12 protein-coding genes are annotated in these 16,497 nt (G+C 65.7%); 2 read left to right on the forward strand and 10 right to left on the reverse strand.

Annotation, left to right across the window (positions count from 1 at the left end; all coding sequences use genetic code 11):
• Positions 1-105 precede the first annotated feature (105 nt).
• Complete coding sequence (locus tag IP65_RS01175) at positions 106-1,032, reverse strand: CmcJ/NvfI family oxidoreductase (protein WP_054130480.1); 927 nt, start codon at positions 1,030-1,032, stop codon at positions 106-108.
• A gap of 134 nt (positions 1,033-1,166) precedes the next feature.
• Here IP65_RS01175 and IP65_RS01180 point away from each other — a divergent pair, with 134 nt between their 5' ends.
• Positions 1,167-2,684: an AarF/ABC1/UbiB kinase family protein gene (locus IP65_RS01180; RefSeq protein ID WP_054130852.1), complete on the forward strand. Its 1,518-nt coding sequence runs from the start codon at positions 1,167-1,169 to the stop codon at positions 2,682-2,684.
• On the opposite strand, the gene IP65_RS01185 is transcribed toward IP65_RS01180, so the two are convergent.
• The 3 genes from IP65_RS01185 to IP65_RS01195 form a co-directional block, all read right to left on the reverse strand.
• The gene (locus IP65_RS01185) at positions 2,685-4,298 is read right to left on the reverse strand and encodes a mechanosensitive ion channel family protein (protein WP_231627498.1); all 1,614 of its coding nucleotides are present in this window, start codon (positions 4,296-4,298) and stop codon (positions 2,685-2,687) included.
• 93 nt (positions 4,299-4,391) lie between these two features.
• Positions 4,392-6,194: a translation elongation factor 4 gene (lepA, locus tag IP65_RS01190; protein WP_054130481.1), complete on the reverse strand. Its 1,803-nt coding sequence runs from the start codon at positions 6,192-6,194 to the stop codon at positions 4,392-4,394.
• A 147-nt stretch (positions 6,195-6,341) separates the two neighbouring features.
• Positions 6,342-9,014 carry an EAL domain-containing protein gene (locus IP65_RS01195; RefSeq protein ID WP_054130482.1) on the reverse strand — a complete coding sequence of 891 codons (2,673 nt, stop codon included), beginning with the start codon at positions 9,012-9,014 and terminating at the stop codon, positions 6,342-6,344.
• 195 nt (positions 9,015-9,209) lie between these two features.
• Between IP65_RS01195 and IP65_RS01200 the strand changes: the two genes are divergently transcribed.
• Positions 9,210-10,010 carry an alpha/beta fold hydrolase gene (locus IP65_RS01200; protein WP_231627500.1) on the forward strand — a complete coding sequence of 267 codons (801 nt, stop codon included), beginning with the start codon at positions 9,210-9,212 and terminating at the stop codon, positions 10,008-10,010.
• Positions 10,011-10,027: 17 nt separating this feature from the next.
• Here IP65_RS01200 and IP65_RS01205 read toward each other — a convergent pair whose 3' ends face one another.
• The 6 genes from IP65_RS01205 to IP65_RS01230 all read right to left on the reverse strand — a co-directional run bounded on the left by IP65_RS01205 (position 10,028) and on the right by IP65_RS01230 (position 16,269).
• A complete protein-coding gene (locus tag IP65_RS01205) occupies positions 10,028-11,461 on the reverse strand; it encodes a globin-coupled sensor protein (RefSeq protein ID WP_022676414.1) in 1,434 nt (477 codons plus the stop codon).
• Between the two features lie 184 nt (positions 11,462-11,645).
• The gene (gene dnaN / locus IP65_RS01210) at positions 11,646-12,764 is read right to left on the reverse strand and encodes a DNA polymerase III subunit beta (protein ID WP_054130484.1); all 1,119 of its coding nucleotides are present in this window, start codon (positions 12,762-12,764) and stop codon (positions 11,646-11,648) included.
• Between the two features lie 240 nt (positions 12,765-13,004).
• Positions 13,005-13,535 (reverse strand): hypothetical protein, encoded by a 531-nt coding sequence (locus IP65_RS01215; RefSeq protein WP_082349694.1) that lies wholly within the window; start codon positions 13,533-13,535, stop codon positions 13,005-13,007.
• Positions 13,535-14,299 (reverse strand): 3-oxoacyl-[acyl-carrier-protein] reductase, encoded by a 765-nt coding sequence (gene fabG, locus IP65_RS01220; protein ID WP_054130485.1) that lies wholly within the window; start codon positions 14,297-14,299, stop codon positions 13,535-13,537. The genes IP65_RS01215 and fabG overlap by 1 nt, the downstream gene beginning before the upstream one ends.
• Positions 14,300-14,464: 165 nt before the next feature.
• Complete coding sequence (gene fabD, locus IP65_RS01225) at positions 14,465-15,403, reverse strand: ACP S-malonyltransferase (RefSeq protein WP_054130486.1); 939 nt, start codon at positions 15,401-15,403, stop codon at positions 14,465-14,467.
• Positions 15,404-15,435: 32 nt separating this feature from the next.
• On the reverse strand, positions 15,436-16,269 hold the full coding sequence (locus IP65_RS01230; RefSeq protein WP_054130487.1) for an LD-carboxypeptidase: 834 nt from the start codon (positions 16,267-16,269) through the stop codon (positions 15,436-15,438).
• Positions 16,270-16,497 lie beyond the last annotated feature (228 nt).

The following is a 16,497-nucleotide window of genomic DNA, read 5'->3' on the forward strand; positions in this document are numbered from 1 at the left end:
GCCAAACTTTGGTCACAAACGCATTGCGCAGAACCGAATGCCTCCCCTCCCGCAAGCGGGAGGGGCCTGGGGGGGGCACGTTGGCACACACACCCTATCCAAACGTCAGTCGAAATAGGCGATGCAACGCACCTCGATACTGCTGCGAACGCGCGGATCGGGCAGGCTGGTATCGTGGAAGGCAGTGTGCGGGCAGCGCCAGGTCACGCTCTCGTCGGTGTCGTTGAACTTGAACAGCAGCACGTCATCGGCCGCCATATTGGCAAAATACCACCAGCGATGCGCGGGCGAATAGCGGAAGATGGTCGCCGCGATCATGTTTTCCTCTCCCGCCACCGGCGCGGTCAGCGCGTCGCCTTCGGGAAATTCATCTACCACGAACAGGGTGTTGGATGCGGTTTCCGCCTCGCTCACGCTGCGCCCGTCGCACACCGCCAAGGGCCAGTCCTGCGGCCCCGGCGAAAAGGTGCGCCACAGCGAAAAGCAGATCGCGCGGGAATAGCCGCCATGATCGGCAAAGCGCTGGTCGTGCATGCGCCGTGCCGCGCGCCGCGCCGTGGGGCGATTGTAGTCCACGTGGGCTTCGCCCGCTGGCGGCTGGACGCCGCCATTGTGCTGATAATTCGCCACCTTTTCCCGCGCGCGGGCAGAAAGATCGGCCGAGGTGCGGATCATCCAGCCTTGCGCCGCCACGCGATTGGCCCCGCACAACTGCGCTACTAGGGCTTCCACCTCTGCCAGGTACAGCGCGTCAACCATCGCGGCATCGTGAAAGTCGTCCACCGCCGAACGGTGCTGGCCCATCATGAAACCATGGGTATCGAGCGTGAAGTGATCGCGCAGCGGCATGCCATCGCGCACCACCACGGCGTGATCGGTATAGGTGCCAGTGTTGATCTCGGCCCCCTGGCTGACATAGCGGCGGGTGACGAAATCCCCCTCCCCTAGATAGCGGATCATCGCCGGCGCCTGGCGCGCGGTTTCCTCGATCGGGTCGAACACATCGGGGCGGGCATGCAACGCGGCATCCATGGCAGATCCTCTCGCACCGCAGGGCGATCTGGCGCACCCTACTTGTTCGTCAACCTAACAATTGTTAGCGAGTGAGTCCAGCCATGCCGCAGCCCAAGGTTGCGCGCGGCAATCGCCACCCTACCTTGGCTGGCATGACCCTGCCCTTCCCTGGCCGCGCAGCCGACAGTGCCCGCCTTGCCGATATCACCCGCATTCTTGCCCGCCACGGGCTTGGCTGGCTGGCGGCCCGCTTCATGCCCGGCAGCGGCGCGGCAGAGACGCCCGACGGCGATCCCGCCACCACGCCGCGCCGGGTACGCCTGGCGCTGGAGGAACTAGGCCCGGCCTGGATCAAGCTGGGGCAAATCCTGGCGACGCGCGCCGATCTTCTGCCCGCGCCATGGATCGCAGAACTGGAGCAGCTGCAAAGCCAGGCGCCCACGCTGCCCTTTGCCGCGCTGCGCCCCGATCTTGAGCAGGCGCTGGGTGCGCCACTGGAAACGTGCTTTGCCACGTTTGATCAAACCCCGTTGGCCGCCGCCTCGATGGCGCAGGTGCACCGGGCGACGCTGCCCGATGGCACCCCGGTCGCCGTCAAGATCCGCCGGCCCGGCATCACTGGCCCTATGCTGGCGGACCTGCGCCTGATCGCGGGTGCCGCTGCCCTGGCCGAGCGCACCAATGCCCAGGCGCGGCAGTTGCGCGCCGGAGCGATGGCGGCGGAACTCGCCGATGCCTTGCGCCAGGAACTCGATTTCACGGTGGAAGGCCGCAATGCCGACAGGCTGCGCGCCGATTTTGCACGCAATCCGCGCGTGGTCGTGCCCACGATCCATTGGCCGGTCAGCAGCGAAAGCGTGCTGGTGATGGATTTCGTTGCTGGCGTTGCCCCCACCAGCGGACAGGCCTTGCGCGACGCCGGTATCGATCCGGCGAGCATTGCCGCGCTGGGTGCCGACGTGGTGCTGGACATGGTCCTGATCAATGGCCGCTTCCACGGCGATCCGCACCCCGGCAACCTGCGCTGCCTGCGCGGCAATGCCATTGCGCTGCTCGACCTTGGCCTGGTTGGCCAGGTATCGCCCCGCCGGCGCGAGGAGTTCATCCGCTTTACCCAGGCGCTCGTCGCGCGCGACGATGCCGCCATGGCCGACGTTCTCACCACCTGGGATGAAAGCGGCAGCGCGTCGGCATCAGCCGTGGCCGCCGCGGCGCGCCGCCTGGTCGAAACCCACGGCGGCGAGAGCCTGCGCCTGGCGCCAATGGTTGCCGATTTCCTGCCCTTGCTGCGCGAAACCGGCATCGTCATGCCATCAGACCTGCTGCTGATCTTCAAGGCGCTGGTCACGATCGACGGCGTGCTCAGCCGCATCGAACCCGGGTTCGAACTGTCCGCCGCGCTGCGCCGATCTACCCTTCGCCTGGTTGCCGCGCGGCTGTCGCCCGATCACTGGCAACCGATCCTGCGCGCGCTGGGGCTGGAACTGGCCCATCTCGGCAATGACGCACCGCGCCTGTTGCGCGCCGGGGTGCAGCGCTTGACCGAGCCGCCGGCGCCGATCGAACCGGCCCCGCAATGGGCCGCCCTGGTCCGTCCGCTTACGCGCGCGATCTGGGGTGCGGGGGTGCTGGTCGCCGTGGCTGTGGTGGCATCCCGCCTGATCGGGTGATCACGCCGCGCTCGGCGGCACTTCGGCAGCAGGCAACGGCATGCCGCCCTGGACCATGACCGAGCGTGTCGGCTGCGCCAGCACGATGCCGGCCGCCTCGAACTGCTCCATGATCGTCAGCAGCACGTCCTGCCGCACCGCCATCGCCGCGTTGTAATCCGGCCCCGCCAGGTAAGACCACACGTCGATGGTCAGCGCCGTGTCGGCAAAGTTGGTGAACGTGGCGCGCACGCCATCGTTGAGTACGCCGTCGTGATCGAGCAGGGTTTGCCGCACGATGTCCACCGCCTCGCGCACCTTGGCGACCGGCAGGCCATAGGCGATACCGATCGTGGGGTTGAACAGGAAGCGGTCGCGCGTGGCAAAGTTCTCGATCTGCCGCGCGGCAAAATCACCGTTGGGAATGGTCACCAAGGTGCGATCGTTGGTGCGGATGCGGGTGGAACGGATGCCCACGTCCTCCACCGTGCCCGAAACATCGCCCACCTTGCAGAAATCGCCCACCTGCACCGGCTGATCGGCAATGACCGTCACGCTGCCGACCAGGTTCTCCACGGTCTTTTGCGCGCCCAGCGCCAAGGCGATGCCGCCAATGCCCAGCGCCGCAATACCGGTAGTAACATTGATACCAAACGTATCAAGAACACCTACCACGGTGAAGGCCAGCAGCAGCAGCTTGGCCCCGCGCCGCAGCAGGTTGACCACCGAGATCACCTGGCGCCGCTGGTGATGGCGCAGGCGCCGTGTGGCCAACTCGGCAATGGCATCGATCAGGCGCAGCGCAAACCACACCAGCGCCACCAGGCCCACCGTGCCGCCATAGCGCAGCAGCGTCTGCCGGGCGACGATGGCCACGGGCAGGCGGTTGGCCCACATGAAGAAGATCATGATCGACAGGAACAGGCTGAGCGGTGGCAAGGCCGCTGCCAGGAAGCGATAGACCGCGCTATCCTGGAACTGCGGGATCAACCGCCGCACCACCAGCAGGATCAGCGCGGCCAGCAAACGAAACGCGGCAAAGCTGGCCGCCGCCAGGCCCAGCAGCAGCGCCCAATCGCCGATCGGCGCACCGCCGACCATCCAGCTATCCGGATTGGTGCTCGCCACCGGCGCGTCGCGCGGCACGTCGGCTTTGGCCAAAATCTGCAGGGTTTCAGGGGCAACACGCCAGACCACCACCTGGCCCTGCTGGCTGCTGGCCAGCAAGACCGGCACCTTTTGATCGCCCACCCGCATTGTGCCAACCTGCTCGCGGTTGAACGGCAGATCGTCGTTCAGATCGCCCACGGCATCGTTCGACAGGGCGCCAAACGCGCGCAGCGCACCACCCTTGTCGAGCAGCACCTGCAACCGCCGCGCCAGTTCCTCGGCGCCATTGGCCAGGCGCGGATTATCGAGCCGCACCGACATGAAATGCGCCGCACGTTCGTAATCGCGGCCAGCCAGCGCCTGGATCAGGCCAGCCACCGCTGATCGCGGGGTTTCGCGCCCATACGGGTCACTGGGTGCGGCCGGGCTAGACGCTGCCGCCGGCGTCAACTGCGCGTGGGCCAGCGGCGCCACGCCCAGCAGCAGCGCCATCAGGGCAAATCGGAACAGGCGAACGATGAGCAAAGGGCCTCCGGTATTGCTGCAGGAGCGAACGCTCCCACCCAACGTAACCGGACAGCGCGCGGTTCGGTTCCCCGGCCCGCAGCAGATACGCCCCTATTCCTCGCCCATGCGCAGCGCGGCGATGAAGGCTTCCTGCGGAATCTGCACGTTGCCGTATTCGCGCATGCGCTTCTTGCCTTCCTTCTGCTTTTCCAGAAGCTTCTTCTTGCGGCTGATATCACCGCCATAGCACTTGGCAGTCACGTCCTTGCGCATCGCGGCAATGGTTTCGCGCGCAATCACCTTGGCGCCGATCGCCGCCTGGATCGGAATCTTGAACAGATGGCGCGGGATCAGGTCCTTCAACCGCTCGCACAGTCCGCGCCCGCGCGCATCGGCCTGGCTGCGGTGCACGATCATGCTCAAGGCGTCGACCGGCTCGTTGTTGACCAGGATGTTCATCTTGACGAGGTCGCCCTCGCGCAGGCCGATCTGCTCATAGTCAAAGCTGGCATAGCCGCGGCTGATCGACTTGAGGCGATCGTAGAAATCGAACACCACTTCGTTGAGCGGCAGTTCATAGTTCACCTGCGCGCGCCCGCCGACATAGGTCAGCCCGGTCTGGATACCACGGCGATCCTGGCACAGCTTGAGGATCGAACCGAGGTATTCGTCGGGCGTATAGATCGTCGCCTTGATCCAAGGCTCTTCCATGGTGTCGATCTTCACAACATCGGGCATGTCGGCCGGGTTGTGCAGTTCCATGTGCGAGCCATCGGTCATGGTCAGACGATAGACCACCGACGGCGCCGTGGTGATAAGGTCGAGATCGTATTCGCGGCTCAGGCGCTCCTGGATGATTTCCAGGTGCAACAGGCCCAGGAACCCGCAGCGGAAACCAAAGCCCAGCGCCGCGCTGGTTTCCATTTCAAAGCTGAACGAGGCATCGTTCAGCCGCAGCTTGCCGATCGAATCGCGCAGCTTTTCAAAATCGGCGGCATCGACCGGGAACAGCCCGCAGAACACCACCGGCTGCACTTCCTTGAAGCCCGGCAGCGCTTCGCTGGCGCCGCCCTTGACCGTGGTGATCGTGTCACCGACGCGGGCCTGCGCCACTTCCTTGATCTGCGCGGTGATAAAACCGATCTCGCCCGGCCCCAGTTCGGCCAGTTGCTCGATCTTGGGCCGCATGCAACCCACGCGATCGATCAGGTGTTCGGTGCCACCGGCCATGAACTTGACCTGCAAGCCCTTCTTGATCACCCCGTCGATCACGCGCACCAGGATGACCACGCCCAGATAGGGGTCATACCAGGAATCGACCAGCATGGCCTTCAACGGCGCATTGCGATCGCCGCCCGGCGGGGGAATGCGCGCCACCACGGCGTCGAGCACTTCCTCGATGCCGATGCCGGCCTTGGCGCTCGCCAGCACGGCCTGGCTGGCGTCGATCCCGATCACTTCCTCGATCTCGTTCTTCACCTTTTCCGGCTCGGCAGCGGGCAGGTCGATCTTGTTGATCACCGGCACGATCTCGTGGTCGTGCTCGATCGACTGATAGACGTTGGCCAGCGTCTGCGCTTCCACGCCCTGCGCCGCGTCCACCACCAGCAGCGCGCCTTCGCACGCCGCCAGGCTGCGGCTGACTTCATAGGCGAAGTCGACGTGGCCGGGGGTGTCCATCAGGTTAAGCTGATAGGTCTGCCCATCCTTGCCCTTGTAATCCAGGCGCACGGTCTGTGCCTTGATAGTGATCCCGCGCTCGCGCTCGATATCCATGTTGTCCAGCACCTGCGCGGTCATCTCGCGCTCGGCCAGGCCGCCCGTATATTGGATCAGGCGGTCGGCCAGGGTGGACTTGCCATGGTCGATGTGGGCAATGATGGAAAAATTGCGGATCAGCGCGAGGTCGGTCATGCGCCGCCGTTAGCAGGCCCGCTGCGCGCTGTCATCAGGCGCGATGGGCAGTTTCGGCGGGGGTTTTAAGGTTGGCCAACATGCCCTCCCCCAGCCCCTCCCGCACGCGGGAGGGGCTGGGGGAGGGCATGTCAGGGCCCGAAGCCCTCACCCCACCTTGCGCTGCAAGGGCCGCTCCAGCACCGGCGCCAACGCGGGCGTGCGCACCTGGACCACGGCAATGCGGCCATCGTCATCGGCCTTGAGCGGGGCGGCAAATTCCACGCCCATGCGATCGTCGTTGCTCCACCGGCACGTACCCGTCACCACGTGGCCATCAGCGAGCTGGATGCGGAACACGGTGCCTTCCGGCACATTCCACAGCCCCTCGATCAGGGCGCCGGTCATCGAGATGTTGCGCACCATGCCGTTGTATTTGTGCCCTGCGTTTTCCAGCACGACCTTGCGCAGCATCGACTGGCGGCTGGCCCGCGCCGAGCGCGGCCCCTGGGCCACGGCCACCAGCCCAGTCGAAAGCCGCGCCGCGGCGTTGGCCGCCGAGAGCGGCCGTTCATAGATATAGCCCTGCACATGGCTGCACCCAAGCATGCGCACCAGGTCCAACTCATCCAGCGTTTCCACGCCCTCTGCCGTGGTTTCCATGCCCAGCGCCTCGGCCAGGCTGACGATCGAGGCGATGATCGCGCCATTGCGGCTGCCCGGCTGGGTTGCCCCGCGCACGAACGACTGGTCGATCTTGATCTTGTCGAACGGGGCAGAGCGCAGATAGCCGAGCGAGGAATAGCCAGTGCCGAAATCGTCGAGTGCCAGGCGCACACCGATCGATTTCAACTGCTTGAACATCTGGTCGGTGCCCTCGTCGTTGTTGAGGAACACGCTTTCGGTGATTTCCAGCTCCAGCCGCTCGGGCTCCACTCCGGCGTGGGCCAGGGCGGAAGTAACGATCGTGGGCAGCGCCGGATTGGCAAACTGCAGGGGCGAGACGTTGACCGCCACGCGCACGTCCTGCGGCCACTGCGCCAGATCCTGGCAGGCGGTGCGCAGCGCCCATTCGCCGATGGCGGCGATCAGCCCGGTATCTTCGGCAATGGGAATGAACTTGGCCGGCGAAATGAAGCCGTGCTGGGGATGGTGCCAGCGCAGCAGAGCTTCAAACCCGGTGATCCGCTCGGTCGCGGTCTGCACCACCGGCTGGTAATACAGCTCCAGCCCGCCATGGGCCACTGCATCGCGCAATTCCTCTTCCAGCTGGCGCCGCTCCTCGGCATCGCTGTGCAGGTCTGCGGCATAGAAGTGATAGCGCCCGCGCCCGCCGTCCTTGGCGGCATAGAGCGCCAGATCGGCGTTGCGAATCAGCGCCTCGCTGGTCACGCCATCATCGGGGGCAATAGCAATGCCCACCGATGCGCCGATCATCACGCGGTTGCCGTCGATGGCATAGGGCGCGGAAAGCTGTTCGATCACCTGGTTGGCGAGGTAGGCCAGATGGTCGCGCTCGATCTTGCCGGGCATGATCACCTGGAACTCGTCGCCGCCCAGGCGCCCGACGCGGCCGACATTGCCGATCACGCCTTCCAGCCGCTGCGCCACCTGCTTGAGCAGCGCATCGCCGGCGGGATGGCCCAGCGTATCGTTCACCTGCTTGAACCGGTCGAGATCGAGCAGAAACACCGCGCAGGCACGGTGCTGCACCTGCGGCGCTACCAGGATCTTTTCCAGCGTCTGCGACATGCGCAGGCGATTCGACAGGCCCGTCAGCGAATCGAATTGCGCCAGGCGCGAGGCATGCTCGGCCGAGCGGCGCTTTTCGGTCAGATCGGTGCCCGAGCCGCGAAAGCCCTGGAAATTGTTGAACGTGTCATAGGTCGGGCGGCCATTGATCTGCCACCAGCGCTCTTCCATGTCGGTTGCCGCGCGCACGGCCAGTTCGGAAAAACTCGACCGCGCCGAAAGATGAAACGCCAGCGTGCGCTCACCCTCGCCGGCCTGGTCGGCCAGGTTGAACAGTTCGGGAAACGGCCGGCCGATCAGTTCTTCCACGCCGCGCCCCAGGATCTGGGCGACCGGGCGCGAAAGATAGGTGATCTGGCCACGCCGATCGGTTTCCCAGAACCAGCCTTGGCCGGTTTCCTCGTAATCGGCCAGAATCTCCTGCGCGCGGGTCTGGATGCGCGTTTCGATTTCCATCTGCTCACGCGCGCGCGCTTCGATTTCACGCTGGCGGAAATAGGCTGCCACCGCCACGGCCAGGCCAATACCCAGCGTGACCAGCCCGCCCAGGCGGTTGGCCGCACAGGCCACCCCGGCCCAGATCGCCACTTGCGCCACCAGCACGCTGGCCAGTTGCCCGCTTTCGAACACGGTGGCGAGCAGCGACACGGTTACCAGCAGGGCCAGCCCCTGCAACCATGGCACGGCGCCGATCTCCGCCCAGTGGCCCACCGCCGCGCCAAACAGAAACATCGGCATGCCCACGGCCAGCGCCATCAGCAGCATGCGCGGCGCGGTGCCGACGATTCCAGCGTTTTCCACCCGCACCGCCAGCGCGCCGAGCAACGCCAGCATGACCGCGGTGATTCCCACCGACACCACGATGCCATCGGGAATCACCCCGTTAAGCAGCGCCAGCCCGGCAAGGCCCACCGCCATCGGCGCTGCGATCTGCGGCCATTCGCGCGCGATCAAACGGTTGGCCATCCGCGGGTTTGGCGCGTGGCTGGCCGGCACGCGTTCGCGCCGCCGCTGCGTGCGTGCAAAGTCACGGCGCTCCTCGCCCCGCGCTTCGATTTCGATCTGCTCTGCCCCGGATACGTCTGCCATGGTTACCCGCATGCCCGAACGGCTTTGAAAAACCGTTAAGCAGGCCTGACGAAGCGACACGAAATCTGCCCACTTTTACCTCCGTAATGAACCTGCTAGGCGGCATGCCGGACGTGGGTGGGACTTTATCAGGGCGAACGTTGGCGGGATTGCCGGCGCACAGGCGCCATGCACCCGGCAGGAGATGACGGGATCGTGGCGAGTTTTACCGCTGATTTTTCGATGGTTGGCGTTGCTGGCCGGCGCCTGCGCCTTGGCCAGTGGCATGTCGGCGCCCAAGGTGCGCGTCCGCTGGTGCTGCTGGGCGGCATCGGCATGAACATGGAGTTGCTCGAACCGGTGGTTCGCGCCCTGCCCTGCCGCCGGATCATCAGTTTCGATATGCCGGGCATCGGCAAGTCACCCGATCCGATCATTCCCTATACCATGCCGTGTATCGCGCTCACGCTGGCCGCGCTGCTCGATCGCCTGCATCTCGATGCGGTAGACGTGCTGGGCATCAGCTGGGGCGGCGCCGTGGCGCAGCAGTTCGCGTTCCAGCATCGCGCCCGCATCGGCCGGCTGGCGCTGGCCGCCACCGCCGCCGGGGCGGCGATGGTGCCCGGCAATCCCGCGATCATGAGCCACATGGCCGATCCGCGCGAATATACCGTCGCGCGCACCCTGCAGCGCAACCTTGCCTCGCTGTACAATGGCGGTGGCCACCAGGCAGTATCGCTCAATGCGGCCATGCCGCCCTCGCCGGTCGGCTGGGCTTGCCAGTTGGCCGCTTTTTCCACCTGGAGCAGCGCACCGTTCCTGCCGCTGCTGGCCCTGCCCACTCTGGTCATGCATGACGAGGAAGACCAGCTGATCCCGCCGGCCAATGCCCAGTTCCTGCACGGCGCCATCCCAGGCAGCCGGCTGGAAATGTTCAAGGGCGGCGGGCACTTGTTCATGCTCGCCGATCCCGAAGGCTTTGCCGCCACGCTGCGCGGATTTCTCGACGCGGCGTGACGGGCCTCTGCGCCGCGTCAGGCCGCGCGCCGCGTCGCCTTGGCCTGGTGTGGCACCAGGCCTTCCACGCGGAAATGGCCCACCAGATCGGCCATGCGATCGGCCTCTCCAGCCAGGCTGCGTGATGCCGCCGTCGCTTCTTCCACCATGGCCGCATTCTGTTGGGTCATCAGGTCCAGTTCGTTGACCGTGGCCTGAATCTGCCGGATATTCGCGGCCTGTGCCCTGGCGCCCTCGGCAATGTTGCTGGCCACGTCGGCAATCGCGCCCACCCGGCTGACGATCCGCTCGAACGTCTCGCCAGTCTGGTCCACCAGCGTCACGCCGCGCTCCACCTGGACAGAGCTTTCGCCGATCAGCTTCTTGATATCGAGCGCCGCCTCGGCCGATCGCTGCGCCAGCGCGCGCACTTCGTTGGCCACCACGGCAAAGCCGCGCCCGGCATCACCCGCGCGCGCCGCTTCCACCCCGGCGTTGAGCGCCAGGAGGTTGGTCTGAAAAGCGATGCCATCGATCACCGCGATGATCTTGCCGATCTCGGCGGCAGAGCGGTGAATGTCGTTCATCGCCTGCACCGCTTCTTCCAGCACGCCGCCGCCCTGACGCGCGTCACCATGGGCGTCCTGCACCGCCGAATGCAGCTGGGTCGCTTCTTCGGCCGTCTTGCCCACCGTGCCCGCCAGCGTGGTGATCGAGGCCGAGGCTTCTTCGAGCGAGGCTGCCTGCTGCTCCGTCCGCCGGGCAAGATCGTCCGAAGCCTCGCGAATTTCCTTGGCGCCGGTGTCGACTGCGCGCGACGTCTGCGAGACCGCGCCCAGCGCGCCGCTCACCTTCTTGCGCATGGTTTCCAGGTCCGCTTCCAGCGCGGCGTAGGCTTCGGGCAGGCCGGTCAACGCCACGGTAAAATCGCCCTCGGTCATCTTGCGCACAGTATGGCCCACCTGGGTAACCACCGCCTGGCGCTTGGCATCTTCCGCCTGGAAATAGGCAGACAGCGCCACTTCCATATCGAGCAGCGCCATCTTCACCAGCGTGGCCACGGCCTTGGCGCGGCGGCTGCCCAGCTTGCCCAGGCCGCGCCCCAGAAACCGCACGATCACCTCGTCCAGCACCGAGGCATAGGCACCGATATACCAGCCCGGCTCCAGCCCGATTCGCGCGTGAACATCCCCGATGCGCTGGGCGCGTTCGGCATAGGCCATGCCGGGCGTGCCGCTGAACATGCTGCCCCAATGCTCGATCTGCTTGTCCCGGGCATGGGACATGGCGGCGCGCGAAGGGAAGAAGCGCGCCGTTTCCGGCGTCAAGGCAATGCGATCATACAGCCGTTCCAGCGCCGGCGGAGCCAGGCCGTCCATGGCGCCGGCAATCTGGCCAAACCGGGCCACGTCATCACTGCTGATGTTGAAGAACGTCAGCTTGCGGTCAACGTCCTGCTGGGTAAGCGCCATGGGATCTACCTGTCTAACTCCGATGCGACAGGCATAGGCGCAGGGCGATCAAGACCGCTGAAAAGGCATATAGGGATTTGCCCGAGGTGCCGGCAGCCGCCCGCGTTGCCGAAACGCGAAAGGGGCGCGATCAGCCTGGCCGATCGCGCCCCTTTGGTATGTTGCCGGGCTGGTCTGCCCCGCGTCAGACGCGCATCGGCATCAGCACGTAGAGCGCGGGCGACTTGTCATCCTTGCGGATCAGCGTCGGCGCGCCGGCATCGGCCAGGTGCAGCTCCACCGTGTCGCCGTCGATCTGGCTGAGGATGTCCTTGAGATAGTTGGCGTTGAAGCCGATCTCGAAGCCTTGCGCGGTGTAGTCTGCCGGCAGTTCTTCAGCCGCGGTGCCGTTGTCCGGGCTGGTGACCGACAGCGTCACGCGGTCGGTTTCCAGCGCCATCTTCACCGCGCGGGTCTTTTCGGTGGCGATCGTCGCCACACGGTCCACGCCTTCATAGAAGCTGCGCGGATCAAGCTTGAGCAGCTTGTCGTTGGCGGTGGGGATCACGCGGCTGTAATCGGGGAACGTGCCGTCGATCAGCTTGCTGGTCAGCACCACGCCGTGTTCGCCGCCCAGGGTAAAGCGCACCTTGCTAGCCGAAAGATCGAGCAGCACATTGGTATCGAGCACTTCTTCCAGCAGCTTGCGCAGCTCGCCCACGCATTTGCGCGGCACGATCACGTCGGGCATGCCCTCGGCGCCTTCGGGGCGCGTCAGGGTGTAGCGGGCCAGGCGGTGGCCATCGGTGGCTGCGGCCTTGAGCACTTCATCGGCCACGTGGAAGAAAATCCCGTTGAGGTAGTAACGGGTTTCCTCGGTGGAGATGGCAAAGCGGGTACGGTCGATCAGTTCGGCCAGCACGCGCGCGGGAATTTCAAAGCTGGTCGGCAGATCGCCTTCCACGATCACCGGGAAATCGTCGCGCGGCAGCGTGGGCAGCTGGAACCGGCTGCGCCCGGCCTTGACCACCATGCGGTTGTCGGTGGTTTCCAGGCTCACTTGCGAGCCATCGGGCAGCTTGCGCGCGATGTCGAACAGCAGGTGCGCCGAAACCGTGATCGCGCCCGGCCCCTCCACCGAAACCGCCGGCATCGATTCCACGATCTGCAGATCAAGGTCCGTGGCCATCAGGCGCACCGAATTGTCGGCCGAAGCCTCGATCAGCACGTTCGACAGGATGGGAATGGTGTTGCGGCGTTCGACAACCGACTGGACGTGGGACAGGCAGCGCAGAAGAGTCGCGCGTTCAATGGTCGCCTTCATTCTCGTCTCGATCCCCAGTCTCGTAACCCGGCTGCTTCAGAACCGATCTGAAACAGGCCGGACTGGACGGACAGGCGCCGTCCGGGTTGGCTGCACACCAGAAGGCCATGGAATCACAGCCAGCAGCGTTGCGTTTCGGACCACCTTTCTTAGCGTGGAGTGCCCCTTGGGCAAGGCTCCCCTTGCATGGCCCAAGTGAAACTGTGCATAAATGACCCGAAAACTCGAAAAAATGTCGTTTCAGTCCAGATCGCGCTGTCCATCGAACATCAAGGCGGTGGCAACGATCCAGCCGGTGATCAATTGCCAGCCTTGGGATGTCACGCTGGCCGGGGGCTTGCCCGCCTTGTCCAGCGCCTCGCTCACGATGCGCAGATCGCCTGGCGTCACCTTGTCGGCCGGGTTGTTGGTATTCCCCGGCCCGATATCCAGCGCCCGGTCGATCAGCGCCGAGGCGATGCCCAGCGCCGCCATCCGCCCATCGAGCGCATCGCGCCCCATGCGCCCCCAGGTATAGCTGAAATAGGCATCGCGCTGTTTGTCGTTCAGCAACTGGTCGGCCGCGCAGGCATCGGTGATTGCGCGCAGATCGGCCTGCGTGGCATTGGCCGCAGGGGTGCCGGGCGTCAGGATGGCATCGGCCACCTTCTGGTCCAGCCCCTCGGGCGCAGCCTTGATGGCGCAGGCCAGCGTTTCGGGCGGGCGCGCAAAGGCTGCGGCCGGCACCGCCAGCCCAGCCGCCACCACGGCCAGCACCCACCCGCCGCGCATCAGGCGAACATCGCCATGCCGCCGTTCACGTGCAGCGTCTGCCCGGTGACGTAGCCGGCTTCCTTGCTGGCAAGATAGGCCACCGCCGCGCCGATATCCTGGCCTTCGCCCATGCGGCCCATCGGGATGCGGCCGTTGAGCGCATCCTTCTGCGCATCGGGCAGCACATCGGTCATCGCGGTGCGGATGAAACCGGGCGCGACGCAGTTGACCGTGACGTTGCGGCTGGCCAGTTCCTGCGCCAGGCTCTTCGACATGCCGACAAGGCCCGCCTTGGCTGCGGCATAGTTCACCTGGCCGGGATTGCCGGTAGCGCCGACCACGCTGGTAACCGAGATGATGCGGCCAAAACGCGCCTTCATCATCGGCTTGGTGGCGCTGCGCATCAGGCGGAACGCCGCTTCCAGGTTCACGCGGATCACCGCGTCCCATTCCTCGTCCTTCATTCGCATCGCCAGGTTGTCGCGCGTGATGCCGGCGTTGTTGACCAGGATGTCGATCTTGCCCAGCGTGTCGAGCGCGGCAGGCACCAGCTTTTCCACCTGTTCGGCGTTCGACAGGTCGCAGGTCACTTCGACGTGATCGTGACCATAGGTCTCGTTCAGCTCTTCCCGAAACGCGCGCAGCTTGGCCGGGTTGGCCCCCGAAAGCGCCAGCCGCGCCCCCTGGCGGGCCAGCGCATGACTGATCGCCGAACCGATGCCACCAGCAGCGCCGGTAACCAGGGCAGTCATGCCGGTCAGGTCAAAAAGACGGTTTTCCATAATCTTGGCTCCACGAAATATTGGCCGCCGGCTCTGCTTCACCGTCACCCCGGACTTGATCCGGGGTCCTACACTGCATCGGCAGCACGGTGGACCCAAGCGGGACCCCGGATCAAGTCCGGGGTGACGATGGGAAGAGGGTTGGCGAGAAGACGGTCGGCGCTCTCAGAGATCCTTGGCCAGGGCTTCGATGTCGGCCATGGTGATCACGCTGGTGACGGAGAGATCGGCCCCGGCCGAGCGGGTGATCATCGGTGCCAGCACCTTGCCGCCCAGTTCGACGAACGCCTCGACGCCGGCGTCCTTCATCGCGATCGCGCTTTCGCGCCAGCGCACGCGGCCAGTGACTTGCTCTACCAGCAGTTGCTGCACCTGCGCCGGATCAGTGACGATGGAGGCGGTCACGTTGGCGAACAGCGGCACGCGAAAGGCCTGGGGCGGCGTGGCGGCCAGCGCCTGGGCCATGGCATCGGCGGCCGGCTGCATCAGCGGGCAGTGGAACGGGGCAGACACCGGCAGCAGCACGCCGCGCTTGATGCCATGCTCCTTGACCAGCGCCACCGCGCGCTCGATCGCGCCCTTGTGCCCGGAAAGAACCACCTGGGTGGGATCGTTGTCGTTGGCCACGGTGCAGACTTCACCCTGCGCAGCGGCTTCGGCCAGCGCGGTGGCCTTGTCGATATCGGCGCCAAGCAGTGCGCACATCGCGCCTTCGCCCACCGGCACGGCGGCCTGCATCGATTGCCCGCGCAGCTTGAGCAGGCGGGCGGTATCGGCCAGCGAAAACGCACCGGCAGCGCACAACGCGGTATATTCGCCCAGGCTGTGCCCTGCCACGAAATCGGCCTTGTCGGCCAGCTGGATGCCGCCTTCCTTTTCCAGCACGCGCAGCACGGCGATGGCATGGGCCATGATCGCGGGCTGGGCATTTTCCGTCAGGGTCAGCGCATCATCGGGGCCCTGGGTCATGATCTGGAACAGCTTCTGGCCGAGCGCGTCGTCCACTTCCTCGAACACTTCGCGCGCGGCGGTGCTGGCGGCGGCAAGCTCGGCGCCCATGCCCACCTTCTGGCTGCCCTGCCCCGGAAAAACGAATGCCCGCATTGATCGATGCCTCCTGAAAACTGGCGCGCGCCCTATTGGCCCGGCGGGGTTCCTGCAAGCCCGAACGGCACGATGCGATTATCGCCATCATGCCCGATATCCGCGCGACCGAGGTAAGGCAGGCCTGTACGCGCGCACCAATGCCGCGCCATATCCTCCACCCCGATGCCAAAAGGTCTATCGTTTTCAGGCACCTGCGTCACACGACCGAGCCGCAGGCCGGCCACCTTCATGGCCGCCAGCCCGGCGCTGACATGAAACAGCAGGCGATCGACGGCATAATCGTATTCGCTCACTTCTTCCACCATCACCACATGCCCGGCCAGATCAGGCATCACCGGCGTGCCCATGATCATCGACAGGGTCATGAGGTTGAACGCCACCACGGGCTCTGCCGCCGGGATCGTCGGCTCCAGCCCGATGGCGTCCCCCGCCAGCCAGGCGAGCGTGCGGCGCACCGCCGCCTCGCCGCCATCGCGCCGCACATCGGCCGGCATCGGCGCATGGACCGGGCGGCCCACTTTGGCGCGATAGAGCGCGGCGAGCATCACCCCGCCATCCGAATAGCCGAGATAGGCCTTGTTCTGCGCCGCCGGCGTCAGCCGGCCGATGGCATCCTGCGCAATCCGCCCCGCGCCATAGCCGCCGCGCGCAAACCACACCGCGTCAAACCCGGGATCGTTGGCACATTCCACGAAGGCGTCGCGGCGCTGCTGGTCCGTGCCAGCAAAATGGCCGCTTTGGGCGAAACATTGCTCGTGAAAGTGGATATCAAGGCCGGCATAGTCTGCCACCAGAGCGGCAACCCGCCCGGCATCGGCGCGATCGAATGGGGCAGACGGGGCACAGACAGCAATGCGCAACATGGGCGCGGTGTTATCGCCTGCGCGGGGGTTCGTCCATCACACATGGTTAGCGAAACCTTGCCCAAATACTTAGGACGCGATTTTCGGGAAAGGTTTCCGCGCCAACCGCGTTAGAGGGCATGACAGGGCCGAACGGGCACCTTGGCAAGCGATCATGGCTTGCCGGGCGTGGGCCGCTCCGGTGCTGTCACACCTTGCGCCTTTGACCGCATCGCGGACCAGGCGTCG

This window comes from Novosphingobium sp. AAP1 (genome assembly GCF_001295765.1).
Classification (GTDB): Bacteria; Pseudomonadota; Alphaproteobacteria; order Sphingomonadales; family Sphingomonadaceae; genus Novosphingobium; species Novosphingobium capsulatum.